Source organism: Methylocella sp. CPCC 101449 (assembly GCF_031921685.1).
GTDB lineage: Bacteria > Pseudomonadota > Alphaproteobacteria > Rhizobiales > Beijerinckiaceae > Terripilifer.
The window spans coordinates 40,954-64,504 of record NZ_JAPDHU010000003.1; the positions used below are offsets into that span (position 1 = coordinate 40,954).

22 protein-coding genes are annotated in these 23,551 nt (G+C 60.8%); 10 read left to right on the forward strand and 12 right to left on the reverse strand.

Annotated features, from left to right (window positions below; genetic code table 11):
* Nucleotides 1-12 precede the first annotated feature (12 nt).
* Nucleotides 13-1,155 carry a type III PLP-dependent enzyme gene (locus OIM99_RS20360; protein WP_311852322.1) on the reverse strand — a complete coding sequence of 381 codons (1,143 nt, stop codon included), beginning with the start codon at nt 1,153-1,155 and terminating at the stop codon, nt 13-15.
* Between the two features lie 679 nt (nt 1,156-1,834).
* On the opposite strand from OIM99_RS20360, the gene OIM99_RS20365 reads away from it, so the two are divergent.
* The 7 genes from OIM99_RS20365 to OIM99_RS20395 all read left to right on the forward strand — a co-directional run bounded on the left by OIM99_RS20365 (nt 1,835) and on the right by OIM99_RS20395 (nt 9,132).
* Entirely contained in the window at nt 1,835-3,454 is a 1,620-nt protein-coding gene (locus OIM99_RS20365; protein WP_311852323.1) for a glucan biosynthesis protein G, read from the forward strand.
* A 124-nt stretch (nt 3,455-3,578) separates the two neighbouring features.
* On the forward strand, nt 3,579-4,586 hold the full coding sequence (locus OIM99_RS20370) for an ABC transporter substrate-binding protein (RefSeq protein ID WP_311852324.1): 1,008 nt from the start codon (nt 3,579-3,581) through the stop codon (nt 4,584-4,586).
* A gap of 2 nt (nt 4,587-4,588) precedes the next feature.
* The gene (locus OIM99_RS20375) at nt 4,589-5,344 is read left to right on the forward strand and encodes an ABC transporter ATP-binding protein (RefSeq protein WP_311852325.1); all 756 of its coding nucleotides are present in this window, start codon (nt 4,589-4,591) and stop codon (nt 5,342-5,344) included.
* A complete protein-coding gene (locus OIM99_RS20380) occupies nt 5,341-6,147 on the forward strand; it encodes an ABC transporter permease (RefSeq protein WP_311852326.1) in 807 nt (268 codons plus the stop codon). Before OIM99_RS20375 ends, OIM99_RS20380 begins: the two co-directional genes overlap by 4 nt.
* Before the next feature lie 94 nt (nt 6,148-6,241).
* Nucleotides 6,242-7,237: a tripartite tricarboxylate transporter substrate-binding protein gene (locus OIM99_RS20385; RefSeq protein ID WP_311852327.1), complete on the forward strand. Its 996-nt coding sequence runs from the start codon at nt 6,242-6,244 to the stop codon at nt 7,235-7,237.
* 31 nt (nt 7,238-7,268) lie between these two features.
* Nucleotides 7,269-8,258 carry a 2-hydroxyacid dehydrogenase gene (locus tag OIM99_RS20390; RefSeq protein WP_311852328.1) on the forward strand — a complete coding sequence of 330 codons (990 nt, stop codon included), beginning with the start codon at nt 7,269-7,271 and terminating at the stop codon, nt 8,256-8,258.
* A 67-nt stretch (nt 8,259-8,325) separates the two neighbouring features.
* Nucleotides 8,326-9,132, forward strand: a complete 807-nt coding sequence (locus OIM99_RS20395; RefSeq protein ID WP_311852329.1) for an AprI/Inh family metalloprotease inhibitor — start codon at nt 8,326-8,328, stop codon at nt 9,130-9,132.
* A 67-nt stretch (nt 9,133-9,199) separates the two neighbouring features.
* On the opposite strand, the gene OIM99_RS20400 is transcribed toward OIM99_RS20395, so the two are convergent.
* Nucleotides 9,200-9,898, reverse strand: coding sequence for a cupin domain-containing protein (locus OIM99_RS20400; RefSeq protein ID WP_311852330.1), 699 nt, complete (start codon nt 9,896-9,898; stop codon nt 9,200-9,202).
* A 272-nt stretch (nt 9,899-10,170) separates the two neighbouring features.
* Between OIM99_RS20400 and OIM99_RS20405 the strand changes: the two genes are divergently transcribed.
* Nucleotides 10,171-10,593, forward strand: a complete 423-nt coding sequence (locus tag OIM99_RS20405; RefSeq protein ID WP_311852331.1) for a cupin domain-containing protein — start codon at nt 10,171-10,173, stop codon at nt 10,591-10,593.
* Between the two features lie 12 nt (nt 10,594-10,605).
* Nucleotides 10,606-10,941: a ferredoxin family protein gene (locus OIM99_RS20410; RefSeq protein WP_311852332.1), complete on the forward strand. Its 336-nt coding sequence runs from the start codon at nt 10,606-10,608 to the stop codon at nt 10,939-10,941.
* 34 nt (nt 10,942-10,975) lie between these two features.
* Here the strand turns inward: OIM99_RS20410 and OIM99_RS20415 are convergent, their stop codons facing one another.
* Nucleotides 10,976-11,635: a DJ-1/PfpI family protein gene (locus tag OIM99_RS20415; protein WP_311852333.1), complete on the reverse strand. Its 660-nt coding sequence runs from the start codon at nt 11,633-11,635 to the stop codon at nt 10,976-10,978.
* Between the two features lie 229 nt (nt 11,636-11,864).
* Between OIM99_RS20415 and OIM99_RS20420 the strand changes: the two genes are divergently transcribed.
* A complete protein-coding gene (locus OIM99_RS20420; RefSeq protein ID WP_409371556.1) occupies nt 11,865-13,181 on the forward strand; it encodes an MFS transporter in 1,317 nt (438 codons plus the stop codon).
* A 95-nt stretch (nt 13,182-13,276) separates the two neighbouring features.
* Here OIM99_RS20420 and OIM99_RS20425 read toward each other — a convergent pair whose 3' ends face one another.
* The 9 genes from OIM99_RS20425 to OIM99_RS20465 all read right to left on the reverse strand — a co-directional run bounded on the left by OIM99_RS20425 (nt 13,277) and on the right by OIM99_RS20465 (nt 23,460).
* The gene (locus tag OIM99_RS20425) at nt 13,277-14,173 is read right to left on the reverse strand and encodes a LysR family transcriptional regulator (RefSeq protein WP_311852334.1); all 897 of its coding nucleotides are present in this window, start codon (nt 14,171-14,173) and stop codon (nt 13,277-13,279) included.
* A 50-nt stretch (nt 14,174-14,223) separates the two neighbouring features.
* Nucleotides 14,224-15,195: a tripartite tricarboxylate transporter substrate binding protein gene (locus OIM99_RS20430; protein ID WP_311852335.1), complete on the reverse strand. Its 972-nt coding sequence runs from the start codon at nt 15,193-15,195 to the stop codon at nt 14,224-14,226.
* A gap of 32 nt (nt 15,196-15,227) precedes the next feature.
* On the reverse strand, nt 15,228-16,358 hold the full coding sequence (locus OIM99_RS20435; RefSeq protein ID WP_311852336.1) for a 4-oxalomesaconate tautomerase: 1,131 nt from the start codon (nt 16,356-16,358) through the stop codon (nt 15,228-15,230).
* Between the two features lie 130 nt (nt 16,359-16,488).
* Nucleotides 16,489-17,091 carry a PadR family transcriptional regulator gene (locus tag OIM99_RS20440; RefSeq protein WP_311852337.1) on the reverse strand — a complete coding sequence of 201 codons (603 nt, stop codon included), beginning with the start codon at nt 17,089-17,091 and terminating at the stop codon, nt 16,489-16,491.
* Nucleotides 17,092-17,220: 129 nt separating this feature from the next.
* Entirely contained in the window at nt 17,221-17,742 is a 522-nt protein-coding gene (locus tag OIM99_RS20445) for a class I SAM-dependent methyltransferase (RefSeq protein ID WP_311852338.1), read from the reverse strand.
* 80 nt (nt 17,743-17,822) lie between these two features.
* Nucleotides 17,823-18,473 carry a GNAT family protein gene (locus tag OIM99_RS20450; protein WP_311852339.1) on the reverse strand — a complete coding sequence of 217 codons (651 nt, stop codon included), beginning with the start codon at nt 18,471-18,473 and terminating at the stop codon, nt 17,823-17,825.
* A gap of 21 nt (nt 18,474-18,494) precedes the next feature.
* Nucleotides 18,495-21,614: an efflux RND transporter permease subunit gene (locus OIM99_RS20455; protein ID WP_311852340.1), complete on the reverse strand. Its 3,120-nt coding sequence runs from the start codon at nt 21,612-21,614 to the stop codon at nt 18,495-18,497.
* Nucleotides 21,614-22,828: an efflux RND transporter periplasmic adaptor subunit gene (locus tag OIM99_RS20460; RefSeq protein ID WP_311852341.1), complete on the reverse strand. Its 1,215-nt coding sequence runs from the start codon at nt 22,826-22,828 to the stop codon at nt 21,614-21,616. Before OIM99_RS20460 ends, OIM99_RS20455 begins: the two co-directional genes overlap by 1 nt.
* A complete protein-coding gene (locus OIM99_RS20465; RefSeq protein WP_311852342.1) occupies nt 22,825-23,460 on the reverse strand; it encodes a TetR/AcrR family transcriptional regulator in 636 nt (211 codons plus the stop codon). Before OIM99_RS20465 ends, OIM99_RS20460 begins: the two co-directional genes overlap by 4 nt.
* Between the last annotated feature and the right edge of the window lie 91 nt (nt 23,461-23,551).

The window sequence follows — 23,551 nt, forward strand, 5'->3', positions numbered from 1 at the left end:
AAAATCTTTCGCTTAGATCACGTGGGTTTCGAGCGGCGGGAAGCCGTTGAACTCGACGGCAGAATAGGTCGTCGTGTAAGCGCCCGTGCCTTCGATCAGCACTTTCGCGCCAATCTCCAGCGAGACGGGGAGCAGATACGGCTCCTTCTCGTAGAGCACGTCGACGGAATCGCAGGTCGGGCCCGCGATCACGCACGGCTCCATCTCGTCACCGTCAACGTCGGTACGGATCGGATAGCGGATCATCTCGTCCATGGTCTCGGCCAGTCCGTTGAACTTGCCGATGTCGAGGTAGACCCACTTCACCTTGTCGTCCTCGGCCTTCTTCGAAATCAGAATGACTTCCGCCTCGATGACGCCGGCATTGCCGACCATGCCGCGGCCCGGCTCGATAATCGTTTCCGGGATACGGTTGCCGAAATGCTTGCGCAGGCTGCGGAAGATCGACTGACCGTAGGCTTTCACCGCCGGCACGTCGCGCAGATACTTCGTCGGGAAGCCGCCGCCGAGGTTGACCATCGACAGGTGGATGCCACGCTCGGCCAGCTCACGGAAGATGCCGGCGGAGGACTTCAGCGCACCGTCCCACATCTTCGGATTGCGCTGCTGCGATCCGACGTGGAACGAAATGCCATAGGCGGTCAGGCCGAGACGGTGCGCATGTTCGAGCACGCTCACAGCCATTTCCGGCACGCAACCGAACTTGCGCGACAGCGGCCATTCGGCGCCGGCACCGTCGCACAAAATGCGGCAGAACACCTTCGAGCCCGGAGCGGCGCGCGCCACCTTCTCGACCTCGACGAGGCTGTCCACGGCGAACAGACGAATGCCGAGCTCGTAGGCGCGCGCGATGTCGCGCTCCTTCTTGATGGTGTTGCCGAAGCTGATGCGATCGGGCGTGCAGCCGGTGGCGAGCACCTGCTGGATCTCGACCACCGAAGCGGTGTCGAAGCAGGAGCCCAGCTTGGCGAGCAGATCGAGCACGGCCGGCTGCGGGTTCGCCTTCACGGCGTAGAACACGCGCGTGTCCGGCAGCGCCCGGGCAAAAGCGTTGTAGTTGTCGCGCACGACCTCGAGGTCGACGACAAGGCACGGTCCAGTGTCGCGGCCTTCGGCACGGCGAGCACGGAAGAATTCCTGAATGCGATCGGTCATCGCGGCATCCCTTCCAATGGCGCGGCCTCGGCCGCACGAACCATCAAACATCGGGTGGTTGGACGCGCACATTTGCCGCCGCGCTGTGGAGACACGGCAGGTTCGTGTGTGCATCAACCGGGACCGTGAGCAGCTTGCAGGACTTGCGCCCTAGCGAAACCACACCCGGTCGGGTGCTGCGCCGTTGGCTCTTGCGCCACTTGCGGCCATGGACATGTCCATGGACCTTGGGTGGTCTGGGAAGCCATCGTTTGGAATGGGGGAACCCCGTTCCGCACGCCCGGCAAGAAAGACTAGCCTCTTCGGTAAGCCAGGTTTGGAGTCTGGCAGAGACGAAAAAGCCCGGTCCGTCGTTGCTTTAAGTCGCGTCCCCCGTTTGGCGGGGTTCGCCGGTTCGCCTCCGGCTGCCGGTTTTTACTGACGGTTAACCGGCCTCTTGTCCGGACCCCGCCAACCGACACACGACCACAGGCACGTGCGATTTGGGCAAGGCGGAAAATACGCATCATCGCGCTGGGTTCAAGTGATATTTTCGTAATCTGCAACTTTTTTTGCCAACTGAGGCAATACGTCCACGTCGGCAGCCGCAGAAGTACACCTTGCCGCCATTTCAAAACCGTTTTACTGGCATCTCTTCTCGCGACGATACATCTCCAGAAAGCCCGTTGAAGGGAGCGCCATGACCGAAGTGACACGCCGTACCATCGTCGCCGGAATGGCAGTCGCCGCGGCAGCGATTCCGGCCACTGCCAGCGCCCAGTCCACGCAAAAACCGCCTGCGCCGCAGCCACAAGCCAATCCTCCGGCCGGCCAGCCAGCCTTTGGCTTCGAGGATGTCATCAAGCGCGCCAGGGAGGTCTCGGCTGCCCCTTATGACGACACCGTCACGCCCCTGCCCGAGCAGTTAACCAAGCTCGACTTCGACGCCTGGCGCGAGATCCGCTTCCGCTCCGACCGCTCGCTGCTGGGATCCACCGGCGGCCGCTTCCGCCTCCAGCTCTTCCACCTCGGCCATCTGTTCCTGCGGCCGGTCACCATCAATACGATCCGCGACGGCGTCGCCACGCCGATTCCCTACACCGCCAACCTGTTCGACTATGGCCGCGCCAAGTTCGACAAGCCGCTGCCGGTCAACCTCGGCTTCGCCGGCTTCCGCATTCATTTCCCGCTGAACGACCCGCGCGGCAGCGACGAGTTGCTCTCCTTCATCGGCGCCAGCTATTTCCGTTGGCTCGGGCGCGGTCAGAAATATGGCCTCTCCTCCCGCGGGCTCAGCATCGGCACCGGCCTCCTCGACAACAAAGAGGAGTTTCCAGTTTTCCGTGAGTTCTGGATCGACACTCCCGATGCCAATACGGACCGGCTGACGATCTACGCCCTGCTCGACAGCCCGTCCGTGGCCGGCGCCTACAAGTTCATCTTCACGCCGGGCCCCGAAACACCTGTCGACGTCGAGGCCAATCTATTCCCGCGCAAGCCCATCGACCGGGTGGGCCTGGCGCCCCTGACCTCGATGTTCTTCGTCGGCGAGAACGACCGCCACCTTAACGACCGCAACAAATACGACGAGTTCCGCGCCGAACTGCATGATTCGGACGGCCTGCAGATCCGCACCGACAAGGACGAATGGATCTGGCGGCCGATCCATAATCCGCTGGTCCAGGAAGTGCACAACTTCCCGGTCACCAACGTCAAAGGTTTCGGCCTGATGCAGCGCGACCGCAATTTCGCCAATTACCAGGACATCGAGCTGAACTACGAGGAACGGCCGAGCTACTGGATCGAACCGAAGGGCAATTGGGGCGAAGGCCGGATCGAGTTGATCGAACTCGCCACCAAGGACGAGACGTTCGACAATATCATCACCGCCTTCATCCCGAACGCCCCGATCGAGGCGGGCAAGCAGTTCAGCTTCGCCTACCGCATGCGCTCCCTCCATGACGGGCTGAACCTCAACCCGCTCGGCAAGGTGCTGAACACGTTCAACGCCCCGGCCTATGCGCTCGGCTCGGCCGAGGCCGTCGGCCACAATACCCGCCGTTTCATGGTCGACTTCAACGAAGGCGATCTCGCCTACTATCTCAACCAGCCCAATGCCGTCGAAATCGTCGCCGATGCGGTCAACGGCAAGGTGTTCCGCAAATTCTTGGTGCCCAACCCGGCCATCAAGGGCTTCCGCGTCATGCTCGACCTGGAAGTGAGTGCCGACGACACCACGACGATGACCTGCTACCTCCAGGCCGGCCGCCGTCGCCTGACGGAGACCTGGGCCTATTCCTGGAAGATCTACAACTTCTGACTGCTGAATGAGCTGATTTTTCAGCCCCCTGCGGCACCGGCGGCCTTGCACTTGGCCGCCGGACTGGCGAAAGATGCGCGGACTTTCCCACTCAGGGGGCCCGCATCGGCCAACAGGAGGCAGCATGAAACGCTTTGCACTAACCACTTTCGTTCTCGCGGCTGCCGCCGCGTTGGCCAGCACCCAGGCCTCGGCTCTGGACAAGGTGACCTTTGCCACCAACTGGCTGGCGGAAGCCGAACACGGCGGCCACTATCAGGCACTCGTCGACGGCACCTATGCGAAATATGGCCTCGACGTGAAAATCCTGCCCGGCGGCCCGCAAGCCAACAATCGCCTGTTGCTCGTCGCCGGCAAGGTCGACTTCTACATGGCCGCCAACATGATTCCGCCCTTCTCGGCGGTGGAGGAAAATCTCCCAATCGTCGTCGTCGCCTCGATGTTCCAGAAGGACCCGATCGTCTTCATGTCGCATCCGGGCCAAGGCTTCGACAAATTCAGCGATCTCAACCGCGCCTCCGTTTTCATCGGCAAGGAAACGCTGGTGAACATCTTCCAATGGATGAAGCAGGAATACGGGTTCAAGGACGAAAACGTAAAACCCTATAACTTCAACCCGGCCCCCTTTATCGCCGACAAGAAGTCAGCCCAGCAGGGCTATGTCACATCCGAGCCCTTCGCCATCGAACAAGTCGGCAAGTTCAAGCCCAACCTGTTCCTGCTGGCTGACTACGGCTTCGACAGCTATTCGACCTTGATCGAGACCCGCAAAGATCTCGTCGCCAAGAATCCCGATCTCGTGCAGCGCTTCGTCGATGCTTCGATCATCGGCTGGTACAATTATATGTACGGCGACAACAGCAAGGCCAACGAGCTCATCAAGCGCGAAAACCCGGAGATGACCGACGAGCAGATCGCCTTCTCCATCGCCAAGATGAAGGAGTTCGGCATCGTCGATTCTGGTGACTCTCTGACGCTCGGCATCGGCGCCATGACCGAAGCCCGCATGAAGAGCTTCTTCGACAAGATGGCAAGGGCGAAGGTCTTCAAGGCCGATCTCGATTATCGCAAGTCCTACACGCTGCAATTCGTGAACAAGAAAGTCGGGCTCGACCTGCGGCCGAAGAACTGACGATGGCCATGCTCGCCCGTCTCAGTGGCGTCAGCAAAACCTTCGCCAACGGAACATTGGCCCTGCGTGGCCTCGATCTGACCATTGGCGATGGTGAATTCCTGACCCTGCTCGGCCCGTCCGGCTGCGGCAAATCAACGGCATTGCGCCTGCTCGCCGGGCTGATGCCGCCTTCGGAAGGCACCGTCAGGTGGCAGGCTGGCGCAGCCCGCGAAATCGGCTTCGTTTTCCAGGATCCGACGCTGATGCCCTGGGCCAGCGTGTTCGACAACGTCTGGCTGCCCCTGCGTCTGCGCAACCAATCGCGCAAGGCAGCCGCGAAAGAGATCGAGCAGGCGCTTGCGCTCGTTGGCTTGGCCGATGTCGCTCACGTCTATCCGCGCGAACTTTCCGGCGGCATGAAAATGCGGGCGTCGATCGCCCGTGCTTTGGTAACCCATCCGCCGCTCCTGCTGCTCGACGAACCCTTCGCCGCGCTCGATGAAATCACCCGCTTCAAACTCAACAACGATCTGTTGCGCTTGAAGACCGAGCTTGGCACGACCGTCGTATTCGTCACCCATTCGGTGTTCGAAAGCGTCTATCTGTCGAGCCGTATCGCCGTCTTCTCGGCCAGGCCAGGCCGTGTGATCGCGGAGATCGATATTCCCGAGCCGCTGCCACGGGACGAGAGCTTCCGGTTGAGCCCGGCCTATGCGGAGCACTGCCGTATAGCCTCGCAAGCCTTGCAACGCGCCATGCCGGATCAAGCGGCATGAGCGAACCACGCCGGCGGGCCGCGACACGCTCTCTCATGGATATCGCTTTGCCGATTCTGGTCTTCCTGGGCGCCATCGGCCTGTGGGAAGCCGTCGTGCGCCTCAACGACATCCAGCCCTATCTGCTGCCAGCCCCGAGCCTGATCGCCCAGACCATCGTCAAGGACTGGCCGCTGCTCTCAGGCTCGCTTTGGGTCACGGTGAAAATCACCTTTTCGGCCCTACTGCTCGCCATCGCGGGCGGCGTCCTGCTGGCCGTGCTGTTCTCACAGTGGAAATGGGTGGAGCGCTCGTTCTTCCCCTTCGCCGTTATCTTGCAGGTGACGCCCATTGTGGCCATCGCCCCCCTGCTGCTCGTCTATCTCGACGCGCAGAATGCCGTGCTGGTCTGCGCCTTCATCGTCGCTTTCTTTCCAATCCTCTCCAATACGGTCATCGGATTGGCGTCCGCCGATCGCAGCCTGGTCGAGCTGTTTCAGCTCTATCGCGCCTCGCGCTGGCGGCAATTGACCTTGCTGCGCCTGCCGTCGGCCCTGCCTTATTTTCTTGGTGGACTGAAGATCGGCGGTGGCTTGGCGCTCATTGGCGCCATCGTCGCCGAAATCGCGGCAGGCTCCGCCGGCCAAGGTACCGGCCTCGCCTTCCGTATCGCAGAGGCGGGCTATCGGCTGAACATCCCGCGCATGTTCGCTGCCCTCGTCCTCATCTCGGTGACCGGCATCGCCATCTTTCTCTTCTTCTCCGGTCTTTCCCAATTGCTGCTCGGCCGTTGGCACGACAGCGAAAGAGACCATGAAACCTGAGACATCTTGTTCCAATAGCCATGCTTGAAGCTGCGTCGATTCCATGCAGGATGCACGCAAATTCAACATCTCCCACCCGTAAAGGATTGTTTTGATGGCAAATCATCTTGGCCTGACCCGCCGCTCCACCCTCCAGGCGCTCGGCACCGCCGCTGCGACGGCGGTCTTGCCGGGCGTGAGCTTCGCTCAGGCCAAATGGCCGAACGACCCGATCAAGTTCGTCGTGCCCTTCGGCGCCGGCGGCGTCGGCGACATCACGGCGCGCATCGCCGCCGAAAAGATCGGCGACAAGCTCGGCCAGCGCCTCTACATCGAAAACCAGCCGGCGGCTGGCGGCATCACCGCGGGCCGCTCGGTCGCTTCGTCAGCACCCGATGGCAACACGGTCACCTTGTTCTCCAACGGCACGGCCATCAGCGTCGGCCTGTTCAAGCAACTGCCGTTCGACCCGGTGAAGCAGTTCCGTCCGGTGTCGACCATCAGCTTCTTCGACTTCATCTTCGTCACCGCGGCTGATCAACCCTACAAGACCCTCGGCGATGTACTGACCGCCGCCCGTGCCAAGCCCGGGCAGCTCAACATCGGCACGATCGCTGTCGGCAGCACCCAGCATCTGTCGGCCGAACTGTTCAAGTCGCAGGCCAACGTCGACATTCGCGTCGTCAACTTCCGCACCACGCCCGATCTGATGCTGGCGGTGATGCGCAAGGACGTCGACCTCATCGTCGATTCCTATGCCTCGCTGAAGACCAACATCGAGGATGGTTCGCTGCGCGCACTCGCCACCTCGTCCGGCGCCCGTTCGCAATGGCTGCCCAACCTGCCCACGGCGCAGGAAGCCGGCGTGCCCAATTTCGACGTGCTGTCGTGGAACGCCATCTTCGTTCCCGCCGGCGTGTCGGATGAGATCGTCAACAAGCTCAACGGCATTATGCGTGAAGTGATGGCGGAGGATGACACCAAGAAGCGTATGCTGCAGATTGGCGTTGAAGCCCGTGCTGGTACGCCGGAAGAAGCATTGAAGCGCTTGACCGATGATATCGCGCGTTGGACGGCGGTCATCGACAAGGCCGGCATCGAGAAGCGCTGACGCGGAACGCCAGCTTTAGGAGGACAAGAGTTTGAGCCAGATCGATATCCTCATGCCAGTGCCATTACCGCAACTGGTCAGGGAGGCGTTGGATGCGCGCTACCGCGTGCACAAACTCTGGCTTGAAACCGACAAGGAGGCGACCCTGGCGAGGGTCGCCTCCGACATTCGCGCCGTGGCAACGGGCGCGCCGATCCTCGCTGAAGACGTAGTCTATCCGATCTCGGCGGCGCTGATGCAGCGGCTGCCGAAACTCGAAATCGTCGCCAATCTCGGCGTCGGCTATGACAATGTCGACGCTCGCTGGGCCGGCGATCATCACATTTGCGTCACCAACACGCCCGACGTGCTGACCGAGGAAACCGCCGATACGGCCTTCGGCCTGACGCTGAATGCGGTGCGGCAATTCCCCCGCGCCGAGCGCTATTTGCGCGACGGCAAATGGCTGCAGCGGCCATTCGAGCTCACCGCGTCTCTGCGTGGCCGCACAATGGGCATTCTGGGTCTTGGCCGCATCGGCCAGGCCATCGCACGCCGCGCCGAAGCCTTCGGCGTCAAAGTCATCTATCACAGTCGCAACGAGGCACCTGATGTGCCTTATCCCTACGTGCCCAGCGTGCTGGAACTGGCGCGCCGCAGCGATATCTTGATGATTGTCGTGCCCGGCGGGCCCACCACGAAGAACATGGTCGACAAGGCCGTGCTCGAAGCTCTGGGACCGCAGGGCGTCCTCATCAATATCGCCCGTGGAACGATCGTCGACGAAGCGGCGCTGATCGAAGCGCTGCGCAATCGCACCATCCTGACGGCCGGCCTCGACGTCTTCGCCGAGGAGCCGCGCGTTCCATCGGAACTCATCCAGATGGACCACGTCGTCCTCTTGCCGCACGTCGGATCGGCCTCTCAGGTCACTCGCGATGCGATGGGCCAATTGCAGGTGGACAATCTCGATGCCTGGTTCGCCGGGCGCGATGTCCTCACCCCCGTTGCCGAGACGCCTTGGCTCCGGGCCGGCAAATAGGCAAAATGGAACGGTTCCACTAACGAAGTGGCAGCGATTCGAGGATCAGGTCATGCGGCGCAGGGTAATGTTACGCCCGTCTATTCTTTCCGGAACGATCGTCGCTGGGATACTCAGCTTCACGGGAACGCTCGCGCTGGCGGCGGTCGCGCAGACGGCCGCCCCGGCCAGTTCCGGCGCAGCCGCCGGCACCTGGGACATCTCGCTGAATGACACCGAACGCAAATGCCGCCTTACCTTGCGCGAGGATGCCGCATCGGCCGCCGGACAACTCTTCATCGGCATGCCAGCCGGCTGCCGTCGCGCCATGCCCGTTCTGATGGACGTTACCGGCTGGAATGTGCCGGCAGCGGGCAAGATCGTCCTCAATGCCGCCAGCGGCCAACCCGTGCTGACGTTCGATACCATCAAGGATGGCGAGTTGAAGGCGACCGGCCCGGAAGGCGAGACCTACGAACTGGTCAACACCGGCAAACCTGTCGATACGGTGCCGCGCTACAACGTGGCGCAAACACCGGCGCAAGGTCAGATGCAGGCGCAACGCTCGCAAACGCAACGCCCCGCCGCCGCTCCGGCTCAGCGCATGTCCGACATAGCTGGCCGCTATGCAGTGATCCGCGAGAGCGGCCGTGACACCGGCTGTATGGTCACCTTGTCAGAACAAGGCCGTGGCCGCGGCATGAATCGCGCCCAATTGGCCCCAGCCTGCCGCGACCAGGGAATCGTGATTTTTGATCCGATTGGCTGGCATCTGGAGCGCGGCCATCTCGTCCTGCACGCCCGCAAGGGCCACAAGCTCGAGCTTGATGCCGATGGCGTCGATCAATGGATGAAGGACGGCGCCAAGCCGATCGGCCTCAAGCGACTTCAGTAAAGCTCCCTACGCGCCGCCAGACAGCCGTCCACGCTCGCACTCTGCGAGTGTGGACGCTTCTACAAAATCAGCGCGATGTTGCGGTCGGGCAGATAACGACGATGGCCTTCGCGTCCCCTTTCAAACCGCGCCCGCGATGCGGAATCGAGGAATCGAAATAGATGCAGTCGCCTGGCGACAGCTCGTAGATTTCCTCGCCGATCTGAAACTCAACTTTCCCGCTGAGAACGAAAATCAGCTCCTCGCCTTCGTGCTCGAAGAGAACTTCACGGAGAATTTGCGCGGGAAATGTGAAGATGAACGGCTCCATATGCTTGGAGTCGATGTGATGAGCCAACGCCTGATAATCGTAGCCGAAAGCGGTGCCGCCCCGAACGACTTCATGCCGCTCATTCGCGCGGATCAACGATACGCCGGTGTTGACCGCTTTCTCCGCGCCCTTTTCGCTCTGAAGCAAAGTGGCAACGTCGATTTGCAGCGCATGCGCGACCCGCGCAAGCGTCGCGATAGGGGGAACTTTCTGGCCGGTTTCGACCTTCGATAGATAGCCTTTCGTGAGCCCTATCTGGTCGGCCAAAACGTCAAGCGTCAGACCTTTCATTTTTCGGATGCTACGCAGCCGGCTGCCAATCGAGAACTGCACGGCAGCACTGGCGTCCGCGGCTTCGTTCGGCACCCCGGCGTGATGATCGACCTCGGCGGCTTCGGTACGGCCTGCGCGCGCCGCTTGTTTCCTCGAAATTCCTGACTTTGTTTTTCCAGCCATTTTCGAATTCTCTTGCGCTTTCAGTCACTCGCCGCCGGACGGAATGCCCCTACTCGGGAATCATCTCAATATAGCGTCGTCGGCCACAAAATATCCCATTGGGATACGCGACCGCGGCTCGAAAATCGACAAATCCCACGCCCGTCAAGCAGCTTCCCGGACGCGCGTTGTCGCAAAGATCTCATGGCCTTGCCGTTTGTTTCCTATTAGGATACATATGTTGACCTCCCGTCGCGACGATGCCTGCGGCGAACCAAAGGAGACATCAACCTATGTCCACGCCCGCCCCCCAGATGACCGCAAGTCCATTTGCCGAGCGTTTGAAAGGCAAACTGGAACCAACCCCCAATGGCTCTGTCTATGTCGACCCGACCAAGATGGAATGGGTGAAATCGCAGTTCGAGAAAATCTGGATGAAAGTCCTCTATCGTAACGATGAAGAGGGCGAGATGACGGTCCTACTTAAATGGGAGCCAGGCGCGGTTCTCCCCTTCCACAAGCATCCCGAGATTGAACAAAGCTTCGTGCTCGAAGGCTCCTTCTACGATCACGATGGCATCTGCCACGCCGGTCAGTACGTTTACCGGCATTCTGGCTCCATGCACGAGACACGTTCTGACGAAGGCTGCCTGCTTCTCGCCGTCTATCGAAAGCCGAACATATTCTTCAATACCGCGGGCTTTCAAAAATCCTGAGAGCTGCCTGCCATGACCTACGTCGTCACGGAAGCTTGCATCCGATGCAAATACACAGATTGCGTCGAGGTTTGCCCTCAACAGGCCTTCCGTGACGGCGTCAATTTCGTCGTTATCGACCCCGCCGCTTGTGCCAATTGCGGCCTTTGCGAAATGGTCTGTCCGGTCAATGCGATTTACCCGGACTACGGGCTACCGGAAGCACAAATCCGGTTTCGCGCGCTAAATGCGGAACTCGCTGCTCAATGGCCGCAGGCACGCCCACGAATGCCTTTGCCAGACGCCCAAAAATGGCATGAAGTTCCGGAAAAATGGCGGTTTCTGGATCGCACCGCGCAGACCGATTGAGCGCGGGCGACGGATCACATTCTCGCCGACCGCACTATCGGACAGGCTCGACCTGATGGATTGTCAGGTGAGCCATATTGGCGGCCCTCGCTCTGTCATATTCCAGAAGCCTAGCGACCTCTTTGACCTTCGCTTCTCCATAGAGGCGGCCAAGCACATAGAGCATCGTATCAATACCAAGGCTCACACCGCCGCCGGTCACGACCGCACCACTATCGACGATCAGCGCTTCCACTGGCTTCACGCGGCCATATTCAGTTCTCATCCGTTGTAGAGGCGTATTCTCGCCAGAAACGCCGTGCCGACGCGTCGTTGCCATTCGTCCGTCGAGCAGGCCCGCGGCGGCAAGGATCATGCCGCCCGTGCAGACCGAGGCCACATCGGCTCGCGAAGCCGTATTCTGCAGGAAGCTCAAAGTTTCCGGATCTTGGCATTGCTCCTGCCAACCAGGGCCGCCGGTTACGATCATGATGTCAAAGGGCGGGCAATCGGAAAATCCGTGGTGCGCGCGCATCATCAGATCATTGGTCAGGCGGACATCTCCGCTTTGGCGCGCAACCGTAAACATCTCGATCTGCGGAATGATCCGTCGCGCGATCGAAAGCACACCATAAGTCGCGCCGATATCGATCGGTTCAACGTCATCATAGACAAAAATGGCGAAAGTGATGGGCCGGTCGGTCGTGGACTGCATTAGCGGATATAAAAACAGCCCGCCCTTAAAGTCAACTTTTTCAAGACGAAAGTTGCCCATCTCGATGGCGACTAGAGCGCTTTTTGAGCAAAAAATGCCGTTATTTCAGGCTTATCCCTATATTGACTCAGTTTCCCACGCCAATAAAATGTTTCCCAAAAGGAAATATATAAAGCGATGCTGCGTTAAGGACGATCCACGTAACCCACTCAACAGGCGAGGGCGAAACATGAGCAATCCATCGGTGGCCGTTGGCGTTGTGCAGGAAAAGGAAAAGAAAGGAGGCATGGCCTCCGTCGTTTTCGCCGGCTCGGTTGGGACAATCATCGAGTGGTATGATTTCCTGATCTACGGAACCGCAGCGGCGCTTGTCTTCAACACCTTGTTCTTTCCCAATATCGATCCGCTCACCGGCACGCTCGCCGCGCTGGGAACTTATGCCGCCGGCTTTCTCGCGCGCCCCATTGGTGGCGCCATCTTCGGTCACTACGGTGATCGGATCGGCCGAAAAACCATGCTGATGATCACCATGATCATCATGGCGCTTGGCACATTCGCCGTCGGTATTTTGCCGACCTATGACCAGATCGGAATCTGGGCGCCAATTCTGCTGATCACGCTGCGTCTCATCCAAGGCATCGGGTTGGGCGGCGAATGGGGCGGCGCATCTCTGATGGTGTTGGAACACGCGCCATCACGCTGGCGCGGTTTTTTTGGCAGCCTGGTTCAGATCGGTTTCCCGCTTGGCCTCGTCACGTCCTCCGGGGTCTTCGCTTTAGTCACGATGCTGCCTGAAGCCGATTTCAAAGCCTGGGGATGGCGCATTCCCTTCCTGCTCAGCATTGTTCTGCTTGGCGTCGGCTGGCTTGTGCGCTCCCGCGTGCCGGAATCGCCCGTCTTCGAAGAGAACAAGCGACGCGGCGACATTTCGGAAAATCCACTGCTCGAAGTGATTTCCAAGAATCCGAAAAACTTCCTCATCGCGGTGGGATTGAAGATTTCCGAAGTGTCGTGGGTCTACATCCTGACGATCTTCGTCGTGCTCTACGCGACGTCGCAACTCCAACTGCCAAAAACGCTACTCTTGAATGCAATCTTCATCGCCGCGCTGGTCGAGGTCATCACGATTCCGCTTTTCGGCTATCTGTCGGATCTTTATGGACGGCGCGTATTTTACTTCGCCGGTACACTCTTCACCTTCGCTTTCGCCTTTCCTCTATTCTGGCTGATCGAAACTAAGGACCCGCAAATCATCACGCTGACCATCGTCGCGGCGCTCAGCTTCGGGCACGGCACCATGTTCGGCTTGCAATCAGCATATTTTCCTGAATTGTTTGGCACGCGCGTGCGCTACAGCGGTGCTTCCGTCGGCTTCCAGGTCGCGGCCGCGCTCGGCGGCGGCTTTGCGCCCCTTATCGCGACGGCGCTCGCCGGCTACATGGGCGGTACGGCCGGCGTATCGGTAATGTTGATCCTGCTCGCAGCGATTACATTCATCGCAACGATCTGCGCTCGGGAAACCAAAGATGATTCGCTGACGAATTGAAGTCCGCAGAAAGCGGATATTGCGGCGCAAATCGCAATATCCGCACCCTGCTGTAATCCGCCGTGAATTTGACGCGCCGGGTCGTTATCAGAGGCTCAATCGCTCCAGCTCGCCGCCAGCATATCGCGAAAGCGCTGCGCGGCAGGTGAAAGCCGCACATGGCGGCGTTCGACGATCCCGATCGTTCGCCGGATCACCGGATCGCGGATCGTCTTGGTGATGATGATCGGATGGTCGCCTTGTGGCGTCGCCAGACGTGGCAGCACCGAAGCACCCAAGCCTGCTTCTACGAGCCCCAGCGAAGTCGACAGATGGTTGACCTCGCAGAGCCATTGCAGACGGATGGCGCTTTTCGACAGCGCCGTATCGAGCAGCACGCGATTGCCGCTCGACTTACTGACGCCGATCAGCGGCATGTCCTGCAAGTCCGCCCAGGTCAGATCGTCACGCTCGGCCAGCGGATGATCGCGCCGACAGGCGAGCACAAAAGGATCATCTGACAGCGGCGTGAAGGTCAGATCGGGATCTGAGGCACCGAGCAGATTAAGGCCAAACTCGACTTCGCCGCGCGCCACGCTGGCCAGACATTCGCCCGCCCCTTCATCGACGATGCGAAAGCGAATACGCGGATAGAGCGCGTTGAAAGCCTGAACGACGCGCGGCAGGAAGTAGAAGGCGGCAGTCGGAATGCAGGCGATGTTGACCTGCCCATGCTGCACGCGGCCGAGATCGCTGATCGAGAGAAGCGATGTTTCCAGCTCGTCGATCATGCGACGAACCAAAGGTTCAAGGCCCCGGCCGATCGCCGTCAGCGCTACCTTGCGCGTCGAGCGTTCGAATAACGGCGCACCGATCGCGGCCTCCAGCCCTTGGATGCGGCGCGTCAACGCCGGCTGCGACATGGCCAGATGATCGGCAGCCCGATGAAAGCCACCGAAATCGATGACCGCCAAAAAGGCTCGCAAGTCGAGAAGTTCGAAATTGATCCGCATACGGCATTGTCGGGCGCAATCACGCGCCCGACAAGAGTGTCATTCGCCGATCAATTGATGATGGTGCTGGATTTTTTCACCACATCCGCCCAGCGCGCCGATTCCTCGACCATCATCTTGCGGAAATCTTCGGCCGTCGATCCAATCGGCTCAGCGCCCTCGTTGGCGAAGCGCTCGCGGATCAACGGGCTATTGATCGCATCGACGCTGGCGGTGCGCAGCTTGGCGACCACTTCCGGCGGCGTACCCTTCGGCACCACGAAACCATACCAAGCGCCCGTCTCATAGTTCTTGATGCCGCTTTCGGCCAGGGTCGGCACATTCGGCAATGCCTTGGTGCGCTTCTCGGTGGTGACCGCCAGCGCCTTCACCGTGCCAGCGGCAACCAGGCCGGAAACGGACGGCATGGTCGTGATCATGAAATCGGTCTGGCCGCTGACGAGATCGTTGAGCGCCGGGCCGGCACCGCGATACGGCACATGGGTGATGTCGAGATTGCCCAACTGCGCCATCAGCACGGCAGCGAGATGGCTGGCCGAGCCATTGCCGGCGCTGCCATAGCTGAGTTTCGCTGGGTTCTTCTTCACGAAATCGAGGAAGTCGGCAATCGTGTTGAACTGCGACTTCGCCGGAACGACCAGCACCAACGGTGCCGAGGTCAGAAGCGTGACGGGCTCGAAAGCCTGCAGCGGATCAACCTTGATGTTCTTGAAGATGTGCGGATTGACCACCATCGGGCCTTGGTTGGCCATCAACACGGTGTAACCATCGGCCGGCGACGTCGCGACGATCTGCGACGCAAGATTGCCGCCGGCCGTGCCATTGTTTTCGACCACCATGGTTTGGCCGAGCTTCTCGCTGACCGCTTGCGCGACGAGGCGCGCAATGGCGTCCGTGCCGCCGCCGGCCGCATAAGGCACCATCAGCTTGATCGGCCGTTCCGGAAATTCCTGCGCGACGGCAGGTGCAAGACCAGCCAGAGTCGCAATCACAACAGCATGAACGAGACGTCGAGTGAGCATGTTTCCCTCCACAAGAATCGCAGTTTTCAGTTTCAGTGGTCGTCGTAAAGCGAGGCGGGCACGAGCACCCGGCCCTCAAAAATGCGGCGCGCCGTGCGCACCAGTTCAGCGCGCAGAACACGCTCGCCATCGACTTGCATGGCGACGGTGATCTGACCGCTGGGATGTTCCACGGCGACGGCCTCGCCTTTCGGCGTGGCGATGTCGAAAGCAATCGTTCCTTCAAGCCGCGCGGCGGCGGCAACGCAAAGCGCGCCAGTCGCCGAATGAGCGCGATGACAGGAATCGGGAACAAGATAACGCGAGGTGATGGCACCCCCGTGCCGCGCCGGCGACAGAATACCGATCTTAGGGATCACCCGTCCCGTCACATCGCCGAGCCCCATGCGGCGACCCGCCTCACGGCGCAGACGCTCAAGGCGGGCATAGAGGGCCGTATTGGCATCGATCTCAGTCGGCGCTTCATCACCGGCCAGCCCAACTGCATCGGCCCGCACCAGCATCATCGGCATCGCATAGTCGATGAGCGTCACGGCGACGTCTTCGATCATCTCTCGTCGTTGGCCCGTCGGAAACAAAGCGCCAGTCTTGCCGCCGGCCGCATCGCCGAAGCTCAAGCGAATGGGCGCCGCAGAACCCGCGACGCCATCGATCATCGTGTCACCGTCATAGGCGACTTCGCCGCCAGGCGTCTGAATGACCGCTTCGACAAGGCTCTTGGTGTTGCGATTGAAGATACGGACGGTGGTTTCGCCGTCCTGCGCTTCGACCAAACCGGCTTCGATGGCGAACGGGCCGACCGCGGACAGCATGTTGCCGCAGTTCGGCCCGGTATCGACCGCAGCCCGGTCGATCGCGACCTGGGCGAAGAGATAATCGACATCGGCGAGCGGATGGGACGGGCGGCCGACGATGGCCACTTTGCTGGTCAGCGAATTAGCGCCACCGAGCCCATCGATCTGTAGCGGATGGGGCGAGCCCATCACCGTCAGCAGGAATTGGTCGCGCGCCGCCTCATCCTTTGGCAGGTCCTCTTCCAGCAGGAAAGGACCGCGCGAGGTGCCGCCGCGCATCAAAACGCAGGACACTTTGCGTTGCCGCGCCGGTTTTTTCGGAGCGGCGATCGGCTGAGAGAAGGTCGGAGATACGTCGATCAGGCTCATGGGCCTTCGGATACGCGATCATCTCTCTTCCGATAATTGCAAAGATAAGAGATATTGATCCGAAAATCGTATCAATAATGCCGCTTCTACGGCCAACCTGCTCTCGTGTTTGGCAAATCGGCCCGATGTCTCAGGCCGATTTATCAGTTTTGGTGACGATCTCGCTCGCCTCGTTGAGCTTGGCGATAATCGCCTGGAGCTGGGCCTCGTCGATCGGACCTTCCGACAGGCGCTGGCGCAGAGCCTGGCGAAGTCGGTGGAAAGCTTCCCGCAGTGTCGGCTGCGGACCGCGCGCTGCGCCCACCTGCTCGACATAGGCAAAGGCCGCATCGACGGTTTTACGATTGGCGGCGAGCGCCGCAGCACCTTCTTCCGTCAGCGTATAAAGCTTACGGCCATCGGCACTTTCGCTCACCGTGAGCTGCCCCATCTCCTGCAAGAGCGTCAGCGTCGGATAGATCGTGCCGGCGCTCGGCGTGTAGACGCCGTTGGATTTCTCTTCGATCGCTTTGATGATCTCGTAGCCGTGGCGCGGCTTCTCCGCGATGAGCTGCAGGATGACCAGTCTCAGGTCGCCATGTTCGAAGAAGCGGCCCAGCCGCGCGCGCCGGCCGCCTTCGCGACCACCATGGCGACCAAACCGATGCCCTTCCGGACCTTTCAGATAGCGGTCTCCGCCCATGTGGCGGCCGCGATGCCATCCCTCGGAACAGCCAAATTTGTGAAATTTCATAGTTACTTACATCCATTTAGATACATCGAAAAATTCGATATATCGATAAATAAGATATATCGAAACTCAGAATGTGCAAGGACCCATCGCGAAAATTTTGAAGAATTGCCGGGCGCGCTGGCCGGCGCATTAGCCCAGTTGCGCAAGCCAGATGGTGTGGCCGCCACAGGCAGGGTCTTCGACCGCATGCGCCACGATCTCGAACCCTTGGGCCTCAAGCAGACGCCGATATTCATCCGCATCGAGACTGGCGTGATAAAGCGGCTCACCCTCCAGTTCGCCAATCGCATCCCCTGCGGAAGGCCCGCTGGTGAACATCAGAACCGCGCCCACCGATGCATGCTGACGAAAGACGGGAAACATCGTCCGTTGATCGGCCGCCGACAGGTGAAAGAAACTGTCCCAGGCGATGAGCCCATGGAAGACCTTGCCCAGCGACAGACTACGCATATCCGCCACCACCGCCTCTTGCTGCGGAAAATGGTCCACGAACATCGCGATCATCTCGGGTGATGAATCGACCCCAGTCACATCGAACCCACGTTCGGTGAGATAGCTTGCCATGGGCTCACCAGAACCACATCCGATATCGAGAATGGAAGATTGCGCTGGCAGCAATGCGCAAAACCGCTCGAGCCAAGCGCCTTCCATCAGTCGGTTGCCTCGCGCCCGCGACCAGGCGCGAGCGTGCCGGCGATAAAGCGCAACGATATCGTCGGCCGCCGACGGCATTATGTGCCAGAAACCGACTTGGCCATCATCGCGCCAAGGGCTTCGCGCTGCTGGCCTTGCGGATCAAAATTCTGAGGATCGAGCCAACGCTCGAACACAGTTTTACGCGCCGGCCACTCTCGATCGAGCATGGAAAACCAAGCCGTATCACGGCTTTTCCCATGAACCAGCATGTGCTGCCGGAAAACGCCCTCAAAGGTGAAGCCATAGCGCAGAGCGGCGCGATAGGACGGCGCATTGAGCCGATCGCATTTCCACTCCAGCCGCCGATAGTGCATCGTCTCGAACGCATGACGCGCCATCAGATAAACCGCTTCCGTCGCGGCGGCCGATCGCTGCAACGGCGGCGCGAAAAACACATCGCCGATTTCGATCGACCGATGCGCCGGTTCATCGCGCAGGAACGATAGAAAGCCGCTGGCCCGACCACCCACCGGAACACAGGCATAGTAGCGCCGCTCTTTCGACGTCTCGCGTCGCTGGACGAAAGCCGCGAAGGCCTCGCGATCATGCGTCGGACGGTCCGCCATGAAGCGGCAGAGGTCTTCGAGGTCGGCCCCTGTCAATGCCGCGAAGAGATCGTCCGCATGACGCTGACTGATCGGCTCCAACGTCACGAACCGGCCGTGGAAATCACTGCTTTCGCTCATACCGCTTCCACCCCAGCCGCCCTATTCGGCGGCGAGGCGAATATTGCGGCCTTCCTGTCCGGATGCAACCGGGGGCGGCGCCGCTTCCGGCTCATCCGTCGGCCCAACGACCCCCGAGAACAGGCGGCCGACCAGCTTCGACAGATCGTCCATCAGAATGAACATCGCCGGCACGAAAATCAGCGACAACAAGGTCGAAACGATCAAGCCGCCGATCACGCCGATCGCCATCGGCGAGCGGAATTCGCCACCATCACCGAAGCCCAGCGCCGAGGGCACCATGCCGGCCACCATGGCGATGGTTGTCATGATGATCGGCCGCGCCCGTTTGCGGCCCGCATCGACAATGGCCTCCAGCCGGTCGACGCCCGCCGCCATCTGCTCGATGGCGAAATCGACCAGCATGATGGCGTTCTTGGTGACGATGCCCATCAGCATCAGCATGCCGATCACCACCGGCATGGAGACTGCGTGATTGGTGATGATCAACGCGAGAATGACACCACCTACCGACAGCGGCAGTGAGAACAGAATGGTGATCGGCTGCAGCACGCTGGCGAACAGCAGGATCAACACCGCCAGCACCATCAAAATGCCGGCGCCCATTGCCTTGGCGAAGCCCTCGAACACTTCGATCATGATCTCGGCGTCGCCGGATTCCTTCAGCGTCACACCCGCCGGCAGATTCTTCGCCGCCGGCAAGGCCATGATCGCCTCGACCGCCTCGCCGAGCGCATCGGTGCCGACGAGATCGGCCTCGACCGAGATGCGCCGGACGCGGTCATATCGGTTGATGCTCGCCGGCCCCTGGCCCAGGCGAATGTCAGCCACCGCCGACAGCGGCACCGAAGCGCCACGGTTGGTGGCAACGCGCAGGTTCGACAGAATGTCCATCGCCGCGCGCGTATCGCGTTTCAACTGCACGCGGATCGGCAACAGCCGGTCGCCGGCATTGTATTTCGCCAGATTGATATCGAGATCGCCGATGGTGGCGACGCGAATGGCATCGGCCAAAGCCTCGGTGGAAATGCCGAGGTCGGCGGCGCGATCGCTGCGCGGCACGATCAGAATTTCCGGCCGATTGAGCGCTGCACTCGACGAGACGTTGGCGATCAGCGGAATGCGCTTCATCTGGCTGGCAAGCTCGGCGCCGACACGCTCGACAGCCGCATTGTCCGTACCTGAGACCACCAACGACACCGCGCGCTGGCCATTGTCGTTCAGGAACCAACTGCGAATGTCAGGGATGCGCGCGACATCGGCGCCGATCTCGGTTTGCAGTTGTTTCTGCGTCTTCTCGCGATGGCTCTTATGGGTGAGATGGACCGTGAGCTGCGCGTTGCGCACTTCCGGCGCACCAAGGCCGATCTTGCCGCCATCGACGAACACGCCTGTGACTTCCGGCCGCTCGCGCAAGCTTTTGGCGATCGTATCGGTGACGCGCATCGTATCGTCGATTTTGGCACCCGGCGGCAGCTCCACCGACAGCAGCAACCGCGCCACGTCTTCGGCCGGCAGGAAGCCCGATGGCAGCAATTTCGTCGCCATGATCGAGCCGGCGAAAATCGCGAGACCCGCGACGATAGTAATGAAGCGATGCCGCACGGAGACACGCACCAGCGCCGTATAGGCGCGCATCAGCCAGCCTTCCCTGGCCTCGCGGTGGGGATGCGGACGCAGGAAATAGGCGGCCAGCATAGGCGTGACGAGCCGCGCCACCAGAAGCGAAAACAGCACGGCGACAGCCACCGTCAGGCCGAACTGTTTGAAATATTGTCCGGCGATACCACCCATGAAGCTCACCGGCGCGAACACCGCAACGATGGTGAAGGTGATGGCGATCACCGCGAGGCCGATTTCATCGGCCGCTTCCAGCGCCGCGCGATAGGGCGATTTGCCCATGCGCATGTGACGCACGATGTTTTCGATCTCGACGATAGCGTCGTCGACCAGAATGCCCGTTGCGAGAGTCAAGGCGAGCAGACTGACCAGGTTGAGCGAAAACCCCATCGCATCGAGCGCGAAGAAAGTCGGAATGACGGACAAAGGCAAGGCAATGGCCGTGATGATCGTCGCGCGCAAATCACGCAGAAAGATCAATACGACGAGGACGGAGAGCGCGGCGCCTTCCAGCAACGTCTGCATCGCCGATTTGTAATTGCCTACCGTGTAATCGACATAACTGTCGATCAAGTCCATCGACACCTGAGGATATTTCGCCCGCAACGCCTCGATATGCTTGGCGACGTCGGCCGCCACCACCACGTCGCTCGCGCCCTTCGCCCGGTTGACGCCAAAGGCGACCACGGAACGACCATCGAGCCGGGCGAAACGACGCGGCTCGGCGGCCGTATCGCTCGCCGTGCCGAGATCGGCGAGTTTCACCTTGCGTCCGCCTGACAACACGATGGTCGTCTGAGCCAGGTCTTCCACCTTGCGTGCGCCAGCAAGCGTGCGGATTGCCTGTTCCTGACCGGCCAATTCACCGCGACCGCCACCGATATCGACATTCATCGCCCGCAACTGCTGGCTCACCTCTCCGGCGGTGACGCCGAGTGACAGCAGCCGATCAGGGTCGAGTTCGATCAAAATCTCACGATCGACGCCGCCGATGCGCGAGACACCACCGACGCCGCGCACGCTCTGCAAATCGCGCGCCGCCACGTCATCGACGAACCAGGACAATTGCTCGATCGACATGCCGGGCGAAGCCACCGCATAGGTCACGATCGGCAGGCCCGTGATGTCGACGCGCTGGGTGATCGGCTCAAGGATGTTGCGTGGCAGATCGGCACGCACCCGCGCCACCGCGTCCTTGACGTCATTCAAGGCACGATCGGTGTTGATCTCGATGCGGAATTCGATGGTGGTCGTCGACAGCCCGTCGGAAATCGACGAAACGATATGTTTGATACCGACGACACCGGCAACCGCATCTTCGATCTTCTTGGTGATCTGCGTTTCGATTTCCGAAGGTGCTGCCCCCGGTTGATTGATCGTCACCGAGATGATGGGAATATCGACATTGGGGAAACGCGTTACCGGCAATTGCGAGAACGAGAACAGGCCCAGGATCGTCAAGACAGCGAACAGGACGAGCGCGGGGATCGGCCGGCGGATCGACCAGGCGGAAATGTTCATCACAGGGCTCCGGTCTGTTCCCGCATCGGCGCAACGCGATCGCCAGGGCGAAGGAAAGAGCCGGCGCGCGCCACCACTTCCTCGCCTTCGGTCAGACCCGACAGCACTTCAGCGCGGCCACCATCGACGAGCCCGAGCTGCACTGGCTTGGCCTGCACGGCGCCATCGACGGCGACGAGCACCTGCGCCACGCCATTGTCATAGGAAAGCGCGCTGATTGGCACCGTCAAAGCGCGCGCCTGGCGGATTTCGATCACGCCCCGCGCGAAGGAGCCGGTCGCCGCACCTTCCGGAGAGGCCAAAGTCAGGCGCACACGGCCAAGGCGGGTGTTGCGATCGACCTCGCTGGCAGCAAGGCGCACCTGCGCGTCGACCCTTCTGCCATTGGCCAAGGTCACCAGTGCTTTCTGGCCTGTCTTAACGACGCCGATGCGTGCTTCCGGTACTTCGGCTTCCAGTTCGATGGTGCCGTTCTCGACGATCCGAAACAGCGGGTCCCCCGCGGCTGAAGCCACGGCACCGAGCTTTGCCGAGCGGCGCGCGACGATGCCAGCAGCCGGCGAGCGCACCTCGGTCCGCGCGATGCGCACCAGCAATTCGCGACGCTGCGCTTCCAGGCTGGCCTTGTCGGCCTGGGCAAGATCGAGCGCGTCGCGAGCACCGCGCAGTTGCGCCTGTGCCGTCAGCGCTGCGGCATTCTTCTGATCGACCGCGGACTGGGTTGACGCCCCGCGCGTCAACAAGGAACGGGCGCGTTCAATATCCACTTTGGTCCAGGCCGCATTGGCCTCGGCCTGAGAGATTTGGCTGCTCGTTTGGGCGATAGCCGCATCGGCGCGCTTCAACGCCGCGTCCGACTGGGCCAGTTGCGCATCGAGCGCATCGCGCTGCAGGCGCACGAGCACGGCGCCCTTCTCGATCTTGTCGCCCTCTTCGGCCAGCAGTTCGACAATGCGCAGACCTTCAATCTCTGGTCCGATCAGCACTTCATTGCGGGCCACCAAAGTGCCCGTGGCCAACACGGTTTCGACAATGTCATGGGCGCGCGCTGCGACCACGCTGACAGGTTGCGGCGTCGGCTGATGCGAGAGGTTGGCGGCAGCCTTGTCTTTCGCCTCCGGCCGAGCCGCCTGCGCGCTGCCAAACCTCCAGGCCGCACCGGCACCGGCCAAGCCCAGCACGACCAGCGCCGGAATAACGATACTGCGTCTCATGACGTCGTTTCCTTGTGAGGCAGAGAGACGGAAGATGGTTGAGCGACCGGGCGCAGCATTTGCGCGATCAACGGCAGGATCGAACGCGCCACCGTCGCCACCTCAAACCCCGGCCGACAACCCAGGCTCCAAAACAGGCCGTCGGCAATCACGTCCATGACATCGACGATTTCACTGACAGGCCGATCCGGATTGATGGTCCCGTCGGCCTTGGCCCGTTCCAACAGGGCTGTCATCGAAGCGCGGATCGTCGCATCGCAGCGCATCATGGTCTCAGCGACGGCGGGATTGCGTCGCGACTCGACACCAATCTCCAGAAAGATCGCAAGTTTTTCCGGCGGGCGCTCGATGATGCAGGTTTCCATCAACGCTCCGAGACTGTTCATCAGATCGGACGTATCGATCTGCTCGAACAACTCCAGAAATTCGTCACGATCACGCGCCACCAGTCCCTCGATCAGGGCTTCCTTGGATTTGAAGTAGAGGTACACGGCCCCCGCCGAGACGCCCGCCTCGCGGCAGATGTCGTTCATGGTCGTGCGGTGGAAGCCCTTTCGGGCAAAGCAGGCTTCGGCCGCATCGAGGATATGCAGCCGCCGCTCTTGCTGTTTCTCGTCCGAGAGTTTGGGCAAGTCAGGCTCACTTTAGAGCAAGAATAAAAAACGAATGATCATTCATTTTAGAGAAGCCGCTGTTATTGTCAACACATGAACTATTCCGAAG

Bases quoted from the DNA above. Each gene is read 5' to 3' on its own strand.
- OIM99_RS20360 (WP_311852322.1), bottom strand. From the start codon at position 1,155: ATGACCGATCGCATTCAGGAATTCTTCCGTGCTCGCCGTGCCGAAGGC.
- OIM99_RS20365 (WP_311852323.1), top strand. From the start codon at position 1,835: ATGACCGAAGTGACACGCCGTACCATCGTCGCCGGAATGGCAGTCGCC.
- OIM99_RS20370 (WP_311852324.1), top strand. From the start codon at position 3,579: ATGAAACGCTTTGCACTAACCACTTTCGTTCTCGCGGCTGCCGCCGCG.
- OIM99_RS20375 (WP_311852325.1), top strand. From the start codon at position 4,589: ATGGCCATGCTCGCCCGTCTCAGTGGCGTCAGCAAAACCTTCGCCAAC.
- OIM99_RS20380 (WP_311852326.1), top strand. From the start codon at position 5,341: ATGAGCGAACCACGCCGGCGGGCCGCGACACGCTCTCTCATGGATATC.
- OIM99_RS20385 (WP_311852327.1), top strand. From the start codon at position 6,242: ATGGCAAATCATCTTGGCCTGACCCGCCGCTCCACCCTCCAGGCGCTC.
- OIM99_RS20395 (WP_311852329.1), top strand. From the start codon at position 8,326: ATGTTACGCCCGTCTATTCTTTCCGGAACGATCGTCGCTGGGATACTC.
- OIM99_RS20400 (WP_311852330.1), bottom strand. From the start codon at position 9,898: ATGGCTGGAAAAACAAAGTCAGGAATTTCGAGGAAACAAGCGGCGCGC.
- OIM99_RS20405 (WP_311852331.1), top strand. From the start codon at position 10,171: ATGTCCACGCCCGCCCCCCAGATGACCGCAAGTCCATTTGCCGAGCGT.
- OIM99_RS20410 (WP_311852332.1), top strand. From the start codon at position 10,606: ATGACCTACGTCGTCACGGAAGCTTGCATCCGATGCAAATACACAGAT.
- OIM99_RS20415 (WP_311852333.1), bottom strand. From the start codon at position 11,635: ATGCAGTCCACGACCGACCGGCCCATCACTTTCGCCATTTTTGTCTAT.
- OIM99_RS20420 (WP_409371556.1), top strand. From the start codon at position 11,865: ATGAGCAATCCATCGGTGGCCGTTGGCGTTGTGCAGGAAAAGGAAAAG.
- OIM99_RS20425 (WP_311852334.1), bottom strand. From the start codon at position 14,173: ATGCGGATCAATTTCGAACTTCTCGACTTGCGAGCCTTTTTGGCGGTC.
- OIM99_RS20430 (WP_311852335.1), bottom strand. From the start codon at position 15,195: ATGCTCACTCGACGTCTCGTTCATGCTGTTGTGATTGCGACTCTGGCT.
- OIM99_RS20435 (WP_311852336.1), bottom strand. From the start codon at position 16,358: ATGAGCCTGATCGACGTATCTCCGACCTTCTCTCAGCCGATCGCCGCT.
- OIM99_RS20440 (WP_311852337.1), bottom strand. From the start codon at position 17,091: ATGAAATTTCACAAATTTGGCTGTTCCGAGGGATGGCATCGCGGCCGC.
- OIM99_RS20445 (WP_311852338.1), bottom strand. From the start codon at position 17,742: ATGGAAGGCGCTTGGCTCGAGCGGTTTTGCGCATTGCTGCCAGCGCAA.
- OIM99_RS20450 (WP_311852339.1), bottom strand. From the start codon at position 18,473: ATGAGCGAAAGCAGTGATTTCCACGGCCGGTTCGTGACGTTGGAGCCG.
- OIM99_RS20455 (WP_311852340.1), bottom strand. From the start codon at position 21,614: ATGAACATTTCCGCCTGGTCGATCCGCCGGCCGATCCCCGCGCTCGTC.
- OIM99_RS20460 (WP_311852341.1), bottom strand. From the start codon at position 22,828: ATGAGACGCAGTATCGTTATTCCGGCGCTGGTCGTGCTGGGCTTGGCC.